Origin of the sequence: Polaribacter atrinae (assembly GCF_038023995.1) — a bacterium.
In the GTDB taxonomy this organism is placed as follows: Bacteria; Bacteroidota; Bacteroidia; order Flavobacteriales; family Flavobacteriaceae; genus Polaribacter; species Polaribacter atrinae.
This window is the reverse complement of sequence record NZ_CP150660.1, coordinates 697,039-710,817: the sequence shown is the minus strand read 5'-3', so window position 1 is coordinate 710,817 and position 13,779 is coordinate 697,039. Positions and strand designations below refer to the sequence as shown.

12 protein-coding genes are annotated in these 13,779 nt (G+C 30.4%); 5 read left to right on the top strand and 7 right to left on the bottom strand.

Annotated elements, in window-relative coordinates; genetic code table 11:
- The first annotated feature begins 159 nt into the window (after window positions 1–159).
- Window positions 160–819: a peptide-methionine (S)-S-oxide reductase MsrA gene (gene msrA / locus WG945_RS03270; protein WP_068448180.1), complete on the top strand. Its 660-nt coding sequence runs from the start codon at window positions 160–162 to the stop codon at window positions 817–819.
- A gap of 316 nt (window positions 820–1,135) precedes the next feature.
- Here msrA and WG945_RS03265 read toward each other — a convergent pair whose 3' ends face one another.
- The 7 genes from WG945_RS03265 to WG945_RS03235 form a co-directional block, all read right to left on the bottom strand.
- A complete protein-coding gene (locus WG945_RS03265; protein WP_068448178.1) occupies window positions 1,136–2,947 on the bottom strand; it encodes an AAA family ATPase in 1,812 nt (603 codons plus the stop codon).
- A gap of 168 nt (window positions 2,948–3,115) precedes the next feature.
- Entirely contained in the window at window positions 3,116–3,985 is an 870-nt protein-coding gene (locus tag WG945_RS03260) for a cation diffusion facilitator family transporter (RefSeq protein ID WP_068448160.1), read from the bottom strand.
- Window positions 3,986–4,131: 146 nt separating this feature from the next.
- Complete coding sequence (locus tag WG945_RS03255; protein ID WP_197482047.1) at window positions 4,132–4,485, bottom strand: hypothetical protein; 354 nt, start codon at window positions 4,483–4,485, stop codon at window positions 4,132–4,134.
- Between the two features lie 309 nt (window positions 4,486–4,794).
- Window positions 4,795–5,625 (bottom strand): PD-(D/E)XK nuclease family protein, encoded by an 831-nt coding sequence (locus WG945_RS03250; protein ID WP_197482046.1) that lies wholly within the window; start codon window positions 5,623–5,625, stop codon window positions 4,795–4,797.
- Between the two features lie 638 nt (window positions 5,626–6,263).
- Window positions 6,264–6,785 carry an OmpH family outer membrane protein gene (locus tag WG945_RS03245; RefSeq protein WP_197482045.1) on the bottom strand — a complete coding sequence of 174 codons (522 nt, stop codon included), beginning with the start codon at window positions 6,783–6,785 and terminating at the stop codon, window positions 6,264–6,266.
- A gap of 57 nt (window positions 6,786–6,842) precedes the next feature.
- Window positions 6,843–7,766 (bottom strand): tRNA (adenosine(37)-N6)-dimethylallyltransferase MiaA, encoded by a 924-nt coding sequence (gene miaA, locus WG945_RS03240; RefSeq protein ID WP_068448153.1) that lies wholly within the window; start codon window positions 7,764–7,766, stop codon window positions 6,843–6,845.
- On the bottom strand, window positions 7,767–8,594 hold the full coding sequence (locus WG945_RS03235) for an ion transporter (RefSeq protein ID WP_068448151.1): 828 nt from the start codon (window positions 8,592–8,594) through the stop codon (window positions 7,767–7,769).
- A 193-nt stretch (window positions 8,595–8,787) separates the two neighbouring features.
- On the opposite strand from WG945_RS03235, the gene WG945_RS03230 reads away from it, so the two are divergent.
- The 4 genes from WG945_RS03230 (at window position 8,788) to WG945_RS03215 (ending at window position 13,659) form a co-directional block, all read left to right on the top strand.
- Window positions 8,788–9,438: a DUF4331 family protein gene (locus WG945_RS03230; protein ID WP_068448149.1), complete on the top strand. Its 651-nt coding sequence runs from the start codon at window positions 8,788–8,790 to the stop codon at window positions 9,436–9,438.
- 31 nt (window positions 9,439–9,469) lie between these two features.
- The gene (locus WG945_RS03225; RefSeq protein ID WP_068448147.1) at window positions 9,470–10,030 is read left to right on the top strand and encodes a DUF4331 family protein; all 561 of its coding nucleotides are present in this window, start codon (window positions 9,470–9,472) and stop codon (window positions 10,028–10,030) included.
- Window positions 10,031–10,110: 80 nt separating this feature from the next.
- On the top strand, window positions 10,111–11,406 hold the full coding sequence (locus WG945_RS03220) for a tetratricopeptide repeat protein (protein ID WP_068448144.1): 1,296 nt from the start codon (window positions 10,111–10,113) through the stop codon (window positions 11,404–11,406).
- Window positions 11,407–11,427: 21 nt separating this feature from the next.
- Window positions 11,428–13,659 carry a TonB-dependent receptor gene (locus WG945_RS03215; protein ID WP_068448143.1) on the top strand — a complete coding sequence of 744 codons (2,232 nt, stop codon included), beginning with the start codon at window positions 11,428–11,430 and terminating at the stop codon, window positions 13,657–13,659.
- Window positions 13,660–13,779: the final 120 nt, after the last annotated feature.

The window sequence follows — 13,779 nt, the reverse complement described above, 5'->3', positions numbered from 1 at the left end:
AATTTTGATTCCCCTAAAAATGGGATTGAATGTTTCCAAGGACATCCTAAAGATATAACCCCTTGGAATTTTTTTAATTAAAAGTTCGGAAAATTGTACTAGAGATAAACCAACTGTCTTTTGTGCAATTTTCTTTTTAACCCTAATATTTAAAGTAAAATGAATATTTTAAAGTCTATTACCCTAGTAAGTTTTTCAATATTATTAATTTATTGTTTTGGTTTTACCAATAAAAAACAAACTAAAACCGAAACAAAAGCGACTTATGTTGCCAAAGAAAACACCAAAGTTGCTTATTTTGCAAGTGGATGTTTTTGGTGTGTAGAAGCTATTTTTGAGAGTGTAAATGGAGTAGAAGAGGCTGTTTCTGGTTATGCTGGTGGGCATACTTTAAACCCAACGTATAAAAGTATTGGTACCGGAACAACAGGACATTCAGAAACGGTAGCCGTGTATTACAATCCAGATAAAGTGTCTTTTGAAACTTTGGTAACCGTATTTTTTGGTTCTCAAGATCCAACAACAAAAAACGGACAGCACCCAGATTATGGAACACAATATAGGTCTATTGCTTTTTATGAAACGGATGCAGAAAAGGCAATTATAGAAAAAATGATTGCAAAGTTAAATGCAGAAGTGTACAATGGTAAAATTGCAACAGAAGTTACCAAACTTAAAAAGTTTTACAAAGCAGAAGAATACCACCAAGATTTTGAACGTAGAAATCCGAACCAAGGCTACGTAAAAGCAGTTTCTGTACCTAGATTAAATAAATTTAAAAAGAGGTTTCCAGAGTTGTTGAAAACTGATAAGCATTAAAGAATACATTTTATATATTGAAAAAAGCAACTCATTGAGTTGCTTTTTTTGTTTTTAGCCGTTATACTTTAAATATAATGATTCAAGAACTAAAGTAAATGAGAAGAAAATATTATATAGTTATTTAATTATAATTAATTTTATCTTCAGTTACAATTTTAATATTAGTTCCAAACTTCTTTTGTAAGCTACTAAAACAAGCTTTTGCTATTGCTAAATCCGGACTAACTTATGATAATAATTATAGAAGTGTTTTAGTGAAAAATTAATGAGTTTTTATTTGTTTTTTACCACAGTACTTTGTTGTAACCAGTACTTATGGTACAATGTTTAATAAATCTTTGAACATATCTGTAAATTCATAACGTTCTGTTCCATTGTCATCATATTTTTCCATTTCTCTAATTTGTTCTGTTGTCATAAGAGTCCAATAGTTTTCAAGAACATTTTGTTTTCTTGATATTTTTTCTGCTGCAATTAGAACTTTTGCATCACAAGTGTCTGTAATGTTAAAAGTGCTTCCCGCTGGCAAATTCAATACATCAAGATGAACATAATTTTCAGGTTCTCGCTTTAATGTTAAATATGCTTTTATTCCATTGTTTCTCAATTCTTGAATTTTGTCTTTATTTTGTTGTTCTTCATTTGTGCCTAAATCCGAATCAAGCATTACGCAATAAGGAATAGCAAATTGGTCAATTAGGCGAAGAGTAGTCCAATGCTTTAAATTACCACAACCGCCAATAGGAACTAAAGCAATTCTTTTGTCCTCAAACGTATTGTCAATATGTCCTCCATTTTTTAATTGATTTGCAGTGTGATTTACAAATGTCACATCACTTTTACCTTCTAAAAGTAAAATTGCATTTGCATTTTTTGAAATAGGGTCAGCTAATATTCCTAAAGTGTTAGCAATCTTTTCAAAAACATCTTCAGTTCCCGACTCAACTGTTCTGTCATTTCCATTTTTTTGAATGAAACGCAAACTTTCCAATGGAAGCAAACCTCCAAGTGCAGGTGTATGAGTTGTTAAAATTATTTGTGAATTACCAGTATTAGACAATTCCATAAATGCTTGAATTAGCATTTCTTGATGGTCTGGATGTTGTGAAGTTTCAGGTTCTTCAAAAGCAAATATTATTTGATTTCCTTGGTTTTGTGCTCTCAACCTTTCTGCTTCTGCTCTAAAAAAGTTTAATAAAATCAACCTTCGAATACCACTTCCTCTTTTATTAATTGGAATATCTTCTTCCGATTTTATTGTTAGTTTGAATTGTGAGTCAAATTTAGGCTCTGTTTTAAATTCAGGAATTAGTTCGTTTGCCAAATCTGGCGACATTTCCTTGAGTTTTCCTAAAGTTCTATTTGCAGTATCAATTGCTTTAATTCTTACTTGTTCTTTTATATGTTCAAGTTCAACTGTTAATTCTGATAAAGCTTGTTGTACCGCAATTTTCATTGGGTCTGTTACTTCCTTATCATCATCTTTACTTTGTCGGTCAGATTGGAAAAGTGCATAAAGAGGTAAATATGATTTTAAAGTATCATAGACTTTTTTAGTATCTTCTTTATCAACTAATAACTCTGTTTCTTGAAGTTCAAGATTTTCAAAAGAATCCCTTATTGCTTGTCGAATTGATGAATTAACATTTCCATTATAATTTTCGGTTGGGATTTCTAAAAGAATTGCTCTCTTTTTTAAATCAGCTTTTTTAAGAGTCAGTAAATCATTTCCATTAGCAACGCTTGGATGATTACAAATGATAAAAACTTTCTCTTTTGGTTTTGCAGCAGTTGCAGCAAAAACCTTTTTAATTTCGAGTTTGTTTTGTGTGTTTAAAAGATATTCAGTTTGTAAAGTTGTTGGATTTGCAGCATCAATTATTAATTCAGCTGGAAAGTCAGAAAAAACACACGTTATTTCAATTTTGTTATTGTCAGCAGTAATATTTAAATCGTCTTTTTCGCAATTTACTAAAGAGTTATTGAAGAATATTTCAAGAGCTTCAAGGATAGTAGATTTTCCAGCGTCATTTTTTCCTATGAACGCAGTTAGATTAGAAATTGGTACAATCGTTTCAGTTTGATAACCTCTAAAATTTTTAATTTTTACTGTTTCTAATATCATTGGCTGGTTTTTTTCTTGTATTGGTTACAACGTTGTTGTATATGGTTTGTTGCGTGTTTTAAGCACCTAATTTAGTAAATAATTACCGACCAAGAAAGTCCTCGAGGACTTTCGTAAGTAGGCGAGAAGCCAGCAATAAATTATATACGGTGTTATGTGCTGCCTTTTTCACTCACTTGGTTCAATATGGATTAATACGTGTCCCAAATTCGGAATTTCTTTTCTTAAATAATCCTTTAATTTATGTGCAATATCGTGACCAGCTTTTACTGTTAATTCACTATTTACAATTGCGTGTAAATCTACGTGGAAATTCATTCCAGATTTTCTAATAAAACATTTTTCGGTTCCTAAAACACCTTGAACTTCAATCGATTTTTCTCTAATTTCAACAATTAGTTCGTCATAAAGTTGTTCGTCCATAACTTCTCCTAACGCTGGTCTCAAAATTAAATAGCAGTTATATAAAATAAAAGCAGAGGCAAATAAGGCTGCCCAATCATCGGCTGTTTCGTAACCTTTCCCAAATATGATAGCTATTGATATTCCTACAAAAGCCATTATAGAAGTTATTGCATCACTTCTATGATGCCAAGCATCAGCTTTTAGCGAAGAACTATTCGTTTGTTTGCTTTTTCTAATTACGACTTGAAAAGAAATTTCTTTCCAAATTATTATAATTCCTAAAACGATTAATGTCCAAGATTTCGGAATTTTATGTGGCGTTTGAATATTCTGAATACTTTCGTAAGCAATTATTGTTGCAGAGATAACAAGAAAGGCAACTACTCCAAATGTTATTAGTGGCTCAATTTTTCCGTGTCCATATGGATGATTTTTATCAGCTGGTCGTTTAGCATATTTAAAACCTAATAATACTAAAAATGATGCGAAAATATCCGTTGTAGATTCAATCGCATCTGCAATTAGTGCGTATGAATTTCCGAAAAATCCTGCAAGTCCTTTAATTAGTGCTAAAGTGGTATTACCAATTATACTAAAATAAGTAGTTCGTATTGCAGTTTGTTCGTTATTCATTCAGTTTTTTTAAGGTTGCACATAACGTGTTTGTATATGGGAAGTTGCGGGTTTGCGTGCGAGGATTTTCCGAAGGAAAATCAGATGTAGCAAACGTGCAACGACCTTTTGATTTAGATAAAACCAGCAATTTTTTATATACGTTGTTAGCCACTGGTTTTATTCCGTTTTTTAATTATTGCGCTTATTATATTTATCGGATAAATTAACTGCCCGAAAATTGCAATTAAAGCTATTAAATAAATTCCAAAAGTCAGATTATTATTGAAATTATATTCCATTATTGATTCTCGGAAAAGTTGCGCTAAAATCCATATGAGTAAAATTCCGCCAAAAGTCAGCGTAATGTGAATCAAATTCAGCCATTTGGATAGCTTTCTGTTGGCTTTTAGCATCATCCAATATCCAATTCCGATTATTCCGAAAAGAATTGAAATCAGAATAGTTAAATCAATTTGGCTAAAAACGAAATAAGTATCGTGAACATTTATATCCAACATTTCGTTTCTGTTTAATATTCCGAATAGGATTATTATTGGAATCGAAAGCAAAAAAATCAGATGCGGTTTGTTAATCAGGAATTTCATTTTTCGGTTTCAGTTATATTTTCGGATTGAAATTCGTTCATTAAAAATCTAAAAATTTGAATTTATTACTAATTTTCGTTGGTCTGGTTAACTTGTGGCTAACGTGTTTGAGTATGATTTGTGGCGTGTTTTAAGAAACTAATTTAGCAAATACAAACTGAATAGAAAATCCGTGAGGATTTTCGTAAGTAAGCTTGAACTAGCCATTAATTATACACGGTGTTACCTGCTGGTTTTTATTATCTCAATTAAATGTAAAGTTTCTAGGTTTTTATTTTGTTTATAAATTATAGTAACTGATTTCTTTTCCCATTTTTCGATTTGGATGCCTTTATTTTTAAATCGGACTTTTAAATTAAATTTTTCTTTTTCAATTTCTAAAAATCCACCATTTATATTTTTATGATATTCACTTTTTATGTTTTTTCTGCTTAAATTAATTTTCAGATTCTCTAAAAATATATTTCTCTTTGAGCGAATTTCTCTGTTTTTTACAGTTTGTATGAAATCTATGTAATAATCATATTTTTTATTTAATATATATTTATTGGGGTTTTCTTTAATTTTATAGTCAATTTGTTTAATAAAATGGCTTAAAATTATTTGTTTAAATTCATTATGGTTTTCAAAATATTTTTTGGCTTCTCCAATTGCTTCTTTTTTGTATGGAGTTAGAATAAAGTAATATTTTTTCTTTTCCGTAAATTTTTTATGGTTGTTTATATATTCTTTATATTCCGTCAAAGAATTATTTAAATCGTGATTTATTTTAAACTCAATACAAACTACAAATGTGTTCGTAATTATTAAAATATCAATTCTTTTATTAAATTTTGTTGGTTGCTCAACAATAACTTTAACTGATGTTATTTCATAAACAGGAATTTCCTGAGTTGTTTCTTCATTCGAATTTTTTCCAATATTTGTAAATCTTGTTTCAAGTAAAGCATCCAGAAAAAGAGTTTCTAATTTATGATTTTCTTTTGGTCTGAAAAAGAATGCTAAAACATTTGCAAATGGAACTTCTTGTTTATGAACTTTTAAAATTTCCATAAAAGTTTTTCGAGGTTCTATGAATATAGTTGATTCCTTATGTTCCATTTATTTTAATTTCTTTTATCAGGATTTTGTGTCAAACTTGCAGGTAACTTGTTTATATACTTACTTTAACTCCTCATATCTTCCTTTATTAGGGAAGTATGCTCAATTATTTAAGTTTTTGTTTGAAATTCTTTCATAGCAAATAAGTGAAGAATTTTTCATGATAAAAGTACAATTTATATGGTGTTTATATAGATTAACTTATTAACAGTAATTTGTTAATTATCAACCTTAAAAAGACTTCATTTTTGTCATTTCGGTTTTAAGAGAAATCGCATAACAGTATTACCAAAAACCAGAGCAACTTTATGAGGCTCCTCTCGAAAAGTGCTCTAATTGTGAGGGGTTGTACCATTAAAACCAAAAAAGATACATCAGAGTATAAGCGGTGTAGTGCCCATTGTATTTAATCAAAATAGTCCACGAATTAGATAACTTCTATAATTTCGACCTTTTAGAGAAATCACATAAAGCAACATCATTTAATAGGTTAAACCAAAGAACCTAATCAGAAGTTAGCAATACGTATTTAACAAAAAAAAGCCTCACATTTTTGTGAGGCTTTGTAGTAAATATTTTGGGAGAAAATTTTATTTCCCTTCTGCAACAGGAATTGCAATTCCTAAGTTTTTTAAGACTAATTCTGTAATATCAAATTTAGTATCAATGTAAGCAAATTCGTTACCAGTCATGGTTAAAATTTGAGTGTACCCTTCAGCTTTAGCTACAGTAGCAATAGCACTACTTAATTTTTTATATAAAGGTCTCATTAACTCATCTTGCTTTAATTGCATTAGTTGGTTTCCGTTTTGCTGGTATTTTTTAATATCAGCTTCCATTTCTGCCAATTCTTTGTATTCAGCTTGTTTTGCAAGTTCACCTAATGTTTTTTCGTTCTTTTTAAACGCTTCAATTTTAGTTTGATACGTTTTTACTTTTATGTTAAAAGAAGAATCTAATTTTGCTCCGTATTCTTGAGACCTATCTAGTACTATTTTTGCTTCTGGCATTAAGCCTATAATGTATTCGCTATCTACAGTACCTACTTTAGATTGTGCAATAGAAATGGTGCTTAAGAAAGCAATAGCAATAAATATAATTTTTGATTTCATTTGTTTTATTATTTTTTGTGCAACAAAGATATAAAAGTGAACGAATTACAAAAGTTTTTAAGGTTTTGATATGTTAATTTTATCAGAAATTTCAGCAATAATGGTGTTTATGTCTGTTTGATAATCAAACCACAAGGTAGTTTCATCTCTTTTAAACCAAGTACCTTGTCGTTTTGCAAACCTTCGGGTATTTTTTTTAATTTCTGAAATAGCAAATTCTTTTGTAAAATCACCATCAAAATAAGAGAATAATTCTCTATAACCAACCGTTTGCAGTGCGTTTAAATTTTTATGTGGGTATAATGTTTTAGCTTCTTCTAGCAAGCCATTTTCCATCATAATATCTACCCGCATATTTATTCTATTGTAAATAATTTCTCGGTCTGCATCCAATCCTATTTTAATAGAAGTAAAATTTCTAGGAGCTTTGGGCTTATTTTTAAAAGTAGAATAGGGAATACCAGCACCAATACAAACCTCTAAGGCCCTCATCACCCGTTTAGGGTTTTGTAATTCAATGACATTATAGGTTTCTATATCTAGTTCTTTTAATTGTTCTTGCAATACTTCAACACCTTCTTTTTCTAATTGTAGGGTTAAGTTTTCTCTTATTTTAGGATCTACTTCAGGAAAATAATCCAATCCTTTTAAAACGGCATCTACATACAAGCCAGAACCACCTACCATAATCTGAATAGGGTTTTCTTTAAAAAGATCGTCTAATTTTGCAAGGGCATCTCTCTCGAAAGAGCCTACATTATAGTCTTCAAATATACTTCTGTTTTGTATAAAATGATGTGTTGCAGCCGCTAATTCATTTGTATCTGGTACGGCTGTACCAATGGTCATTTCTTTATAAAACTGCCTAGAATCGCAAGATATTATAGCACTTTTAAAATGATTTGCTAATTGAATACTTAAGGCTGTTTTACCAATTGCGGTAGGACCTACAATGGTAATTAAAAAATTATTAGAAGTCATTTAGTTTAATTTACTACCACAGTTATAACAAAATTTGGCGCCATCTTTATGGTTTTCTTTAGAGCAACTTGGGCAAGATTGTGTATTTGTATCTACGTTATTATTGTTGTTTTTTGTCATTTCTGCTGTAACAATGCCTGTAGGAATGGCAATAATACCGTATCCTAAAATCATAATAATACTTGCAAGAAACTGACCAAAAGCGGTGTTGGGTGCAATGTCTCCATAACCTACCGTTGTTAAGGTAACAATTGCCCAATAGACACTAGTAGGTATGCTTGTAAATCCATTTTCTGGACCTTCTACCATGTACATAATAGTACCTAAAATAACACATAGAATCACTACAAAATAAAGGAAAACTGAAATTTTAGTTCTACTCATTTTTAAAGCAACCAATAATCTATTAGAGGCACCAACATATCTAGCTAATTTTAAAATTCTAAAAATACGCAACAATCGTAAAGCTCTTAAAGCGGCTAAATGGTGAGAACCAATTAAAAATAATGATAAGTATTTTGGTATGGTAGAAAGTAAATCTATAATACCATAAAAGCTAAAGATATATTTTAAAGGTTTTTTAATAGAAACAATTCTTAAGATATATTCAATAGAAAATAGGATGGTAATAACCCATTCAGATATGTTTAAAAAAGTATGATACTTGGTATCAAAACTTTCTATACTTTCTAGCATTACCAACAAAATACTAGCAAGAATTGCTATTAATAAGACAACGTCAAATAATTTACCCGCTTTGGTGTCTGCTTCATAAATAATTTCATGAACGGTCTCTTTCCAAGGTGATATTTTATTTTTTTTATTCAATTTCTATATAGTTTTCTTTTACAATACTACAAATATTTACTGAGTATAGCATTTTATTTCTACTGTTTTTCTCTTTGTTTACAAGGGATTTTAAAAATAATGTAAAAAAAACAAACTTTTTTAAAACCGTAACAATCTTTTACTCGTAAGTATCTGTGAGATTCAATTAATAATTAACTTAAAAACTCACACAATGAAAAAAAGTAAAATTTTAGTAGCAACCGTTTTTGCAGCGGTTATCGGATTAGTAACAATTGCAGCAGATCATATAGATGCTCCTGCCGCACAAGGAACTACAGCAGACATTACAGACTTCTATGCTTTTCAGGGAGAAGACACCAACAATTTAGTATTTGTTGCCAATGTACAAGGATTATTAAGTCCTACTGCATCTGCAACGGCAAGTTTTGCAGAAGATGTTATGGTAGAATTTAATATTGATACAAATAATGATATGGTAGAAGATTTAGTAATTCAGGCAATACCAAGAGATGGAAAAATGTATTTCTTCGGACCTTTTTCTCCGTCGGCAACAGGTTTAAATAGTACTGTTAATGAAATGGCAACAAAATCTGAAGTTGAAATTTCTACGTACGGTGCAGCTGCAATTATTGCAGAAACAAACGGAATGAAACTTTTTGCAGGACCAAGAGATGATCCTTTCTTTATGGATTTTGCACAATATGGAGCAATTATTGGCGGTACAGCAAGTAGTTTTAACAATCCAGGAGCAGATACTTTTGCCGGTTCTAACGTGCTATCTATAGTAGTTGAAGTACCTAAAAGTGAAATAGGGGGTTCTGGAACAATCAATACTTGGGTAACATCAAACGCAAAGCAATAATCTTAACAATCAACTTTTAAAAAATAATATCATGAAAATTTATAAAATAAAATATATCGCAGTAGCAGCCTTTTCTCTTTTAGTAATGAGCTGTAGTAATAATGATGATGACAACAATATGATGGAAGTAGGTGCCGATTTTTCTGGTACATATGCTCAAAAAGATCAAATGGGTAGACCGGCTGTAAATACTGTTTTTGTTTCTGCGGATAGTAAAGATGCTTTTAATGTTACCCTTCCTTCTAATCAATCTGTTCAATTTCAGTCTATGTTTGAAGCTAACTTAAAAGGCTTAAGTCCTGCTTTTGCAAACGAAGGAGATAAAAATGCTTTAGGACAAGATGCAGCAGCTTTTACAGGTTTATTGGCTACTGATGTTTTAAATGTTTCTTTAGATGGTACTACTACTTTTTATGATGGAACAAATGTTTTAACTGGTAGAGCTTTAGCAGATGATGTAATTACTGTGGAGTTGTTATTGATTTTTGGTGGTGAAGATTTTACTGAAAACGCAGCTTTTTCTGATGATCATGTAGATGCAAACGATAAAATGTTTTTAACTTCTTTTCCATATTTGGCTTCTCCTTGGTAGAAAGTCCTTTTTTAATTGGCGCAATTTGGGGAAAAGCGCCAGTTATCTTTTTATTATAAACGAACTAAAAACTATAAATTATGAAATACATCCAACTAATTTTATTATTTGTAACTTTTTTAACACTAACAGGTTGCAATTTAGCACCCAACAAACAAATAACCAATGTTAACGATTATAACAGTTATTTAAGTGTTCAGAAAAACCAGGCTTTAGAAAACTCAACTTCAGAATTTAATTTCTGGAAAACAAAACTAGACAATACACCAAACCAATATCCTTATAATGCCAAATTAGCCGCAGCTAATGCTACCATGTTTAAAATTACGGGTAATATTGATGCGCTAAAAGAAGCAGAACAAAACTTATTAATTGCCAATGAAAAAACATCGTATAATAGCACAGGTTATTTAAGAAGTTTGGCAAGAAACTATATTTCTCAACACCGTTTTAAAGAAGCTTTAGCTTTGGCAACAAAAGCAGAAGCTATAGGAGAAAATTTACAACAAACTCAGTATTTATTATTTGATGTGTATTTAGAATTAGGGAACATGCCTAAAGTAGAAGAATACTTGTCTAAAGTAAAAAACTTAAAAGACTTCGATTATTTAATAAGACTTTCTAAATACAATGATCATATTGGTAATTTAGACAATGCTATAAAATATTTAGAAGTGTCTTTAGAGATTGCAAAATCTAGTAAAAACAACTATTTAATGCAATGGAATTACACCAATTTGGCAGATTATTACGGGCATGCAGGTAGAATTAAAGATTCTTATAATGCATATTTAAGTGCACTTGCCTTAGATGAAAATGATAGTTATGCTAAAAAAGGAATTGCTTGGATTGTTTTTTCTTACGAAAGAAATCCAGCAGAAGCATTGCGTATTTTAGAAACCGTAACCAAAGAAAATGCGGCGCCAGATTATCATTTATTAAAAGCAGAAATAGCAGAATATATGGGAGATATTGCAGAAAAAGAAAATCAGATTGAAAAGTATGTAGCAAAAGTAGCCAATAAGAATTATGGTGTTATGTATCATAAATACGATGTTTTATTATTTGCAGATGATGCTTCTAAAAAAGAAATAGCTTTACAATTAGCACAACAAGAAACACAAGAAAGACCAACAGTGCAATCGTATGATTTATTAGCGTGGTCTTACTTTAAGAATGGAGATGCTAAAAAAGCGTTAGAAATTTCTAGAAACCATGTTATAGGTAAAACCTTTGAACCAGAAGCATTATTACACACCGCAAAAATTTTAAAAGCCAATGGAAAAATTGAAGAAGCAAAGGTTTTAAAAGAAGAATTATTAGGTGCTGTATATGAATTAGGACCTTTAACAGAAAAAGAGATAAAAAATATATAAATTCGCAAAAAAAAATAAAAAATGACACAAAAAATTATCCTTCTTTTTGCGATGACGCTCTGTTTACAATCTTTTGGGCAACAGTTAAAAGGAATTGTTTTAAACCCATTAAATGAACCGTTAGAGAATGTTTACATTATTAACCAAAATTCTAATTTACACACTCATACCAATGAAACAGGAAGTTTTATTCTTGAAAATACAGCTGTAGACAATACTTTAAAAATAAGTATTTTAGGTTTCGGAACAAAGACCTTAAAAGTTACAGAACAAGATTTACAAAACGGAATTACAATAAAACTAGATACAAAGATTTTTCAATTAGAAGAATTGGTATTACGCAAAGAAATAAATGCATTACAAACATTAACAAATATAGATTTACAAGTAAATCCTGTAAATAATTCTCAAGAAATCTTAAGAAAAGTTCCAGGTTTATTTATCGGTCAGCATGCTGGTGGAGGGAAAGCAGAACAAATATTTTTAAGAGGTTTTGATATTGATCATGGTACAGATGTTGCACTTTCTGTAGATGGAATGCCAATAAACATGGTTTCTCATGCACACGGACAAGGATATTCTGATTTGCATTTTGTAATACCAGAAACCATACAAAAAATAGATTTTGGAAAAGGTCCTTATTATGCAAACCAAGGAGATTTTAATACTGCTGGTTATGTATATTTTGCTACAAAAACGGCTATTGATAAAAACTTAATTTCTGTAAGTTATGGCGATTTTAATTCTCTAAGAACTGTGGGGATGTTTAATTTATTAGAAAATGCTAAAAATAATGATGCGTATGTTGCTATAGAATATATAGAGTTTGATGGTCCTTACGAATCTCCACAAAACTTTAATAGATTAAATCTTTTTGCAAAATACAACACGTTCTTAAACGGAAAAGATAAACTTACTTTATCGGCGTCTCACTTTACAAGTTCTTGGGATGCTTCTGGTCAAGTACCAGTTAGAGCCGTAGAAAGCGGATTGATTAACCGCTTTGGCTCTATTGATGATACAGAAGGTGGTTATACTTCTAGATCTAACTTAAATGCGCAATTACAAAAAACACTAGATAATGGTGCCATTTTAGAGGCGAATACGTTCTATTCTAAATATGATTTTGAATTGTATTCTAATTTTACTTTCTTTTTAGAGGATCCTATAAACGGAGATCAAATTAAGCAATTAGAAGATAGAAGTATTTACGGAATGAATGCTAAGATAATTAGCACAAAAGATTATGGAAATGTAGAAGCTAAGTTTACAAAAGGTATTGGTTTGCGTTATGATGTAATTTCTGATAACGAATTATCACATACAAAAAACAGAAGCGAATTATTAAATAATATTCAATTAGGAGACGTAAAACAAAGTAATTTATATGCGTTTTTTAACTCAGAATTTGAGATTGGTAAATTTAAAATAGCACCTTCTGTTCGCTTAGATTATTTTAAGTTTTTATACAACGATGCTTTAAGTACAACGTATGAAACATTGAGTAAAACAAAAGCAATTGTAAACCCTAAATTGAACTTTTTATATACACAAAATGATGATTTACAATGGTTTTTAAAATCAGGAATCGGTTTTCATTCTAATGACGCAAGAGTTGTTTTACAAGAAAATGCAGATAAAGTTTTACCAAGAGCATACGGTGCCGATTTAGGAAATATTTGGAAACCTACTAAGAATCTAGTCTTAAATACTGCAGCTTGGTATTTGTTTTCAGAAGAAGAGTTTGTGTATGTTGGTGATGCAGGTATCGTAGAACCATCTGGAGAATCTGAGCGTTTTGGATTAGATTTAGGAATCCGTTACCAATTAACAGATCATATTTATTTTGATACGGATGCTACACTTACACATGCAAGAAGTTTAGAAGCAGAAGACGGAGAAGATTACATTCCGTTAGCGCCAAGTTTTACAATGGCAGGTGGTTTGTCTTTTAGTGATTTAGGAAAGTTTTCTGGAGGGTTGCGTTACCGTTATTTAGCGGATAGAGCAGCTAATGAAGATAATTCTATTACTGCAGAAGGATATTTTGTAAGTGATTTTAATATCAATTATAAAATGAATCAAGATATTACTTTTGGTATTGCATTAGAAAATATTTTTGATGTAGAGTGGAATGAGACTCAGTTTGCAACAGAAAGTAGATTGCAAAATGAAACGGATGCTGTAGAAGAAATTCATTTTACACCAGGAACACCATTTTTTGCAAAAGCAACAATAACGTACACGTTTTAATTCAAAAAAAGTCTTAGAGTTATAAACTCTTGGTTTTAGTTGAAATTATGATACACGATAAAGTGAAAATCTAAATAACATAGTTAGTTTTAGTTGGATGAAATGTCTATTGCAGCAATG

Excerpts from the sequence above, each read along its gene's own strand:
- WG945_RS03265 (WP_068448178.1), bottom strand. The coding sequence starts at position 2,947 with ATGATATTAGAAACAGTAAAAATTAAAAATTTTAGAGGTTATCAAACT.
- WG945_RS03260 (WP_068448160.1), bottom strand. The coding sequence starts at position 3,985 with ATGAATAACGAACAAACTGCAATACGAACTACTTATTTTAGTATAATT.
- WG945_RS03255 (WP_197482047.1), bottom strand. The coding sequence starts at position 4,485 with ATGTTGGATATAAATGTTCACGATACTTATTTCGTTTTTAGCCAAATT.
- msrA (WP_068448180.1), top strand. The coding sequence starts at position 160 with ATGAATATTTTAAAGTCTATTACCCTAGTAAGTTTTTCAATATTATTA.
- miaA (WP_068448153.1), bottom strand. The coding sequence starts at position 7,766 with ATGACTTCTAATAATTTTTTAATTACCATTGTAGGTCCTACCGCAATT.
- WG945_RS03230 (WP_068448149.1), top strand. The coding sequence starts at position 8,788 with ATGAAAAAAAGTAAAATTTTAGTAGCAACCGTTTTTGCAGCGGTTATC.
- WG945_RS03220 (WP_068448144.1), top strand. The coding sequence starts at position 10,111 with ATGAAATACATCCAACTAATTTTATTATTTGTAACTTTTTTAACACTA.
- WG945_RS03250 (WP_197482046.1), bottom strand. The coding sequence starts at position 5,625 with ATGGAAATTTTAAAAGTTCATAAACAAGAAGTTCCATTTGCAAATGTT.
- WG945_RS03215 (WP_068448143.1), top strand. The coding sequence starts at position 11,428 with ATGACACAAAAAATTATCCTTCTTTTTGCGATGACGCTCTGTTTACAA.
- WG945_RS03225 (WP_068448147.1), top strand. The coding sequence starts at position 9,470 with ATGAAAATTTATAAAATAAAATATATCGCAGTAGCAGCCTTTTCTCTT.
- WG945_RS03245 (WP_197482045.1), bottom strand. The coding sequence starts at position 6,785 with ATGAAATCAAAAATTATATTTATTGCTATTGCTTTCTTAAGCACCATT.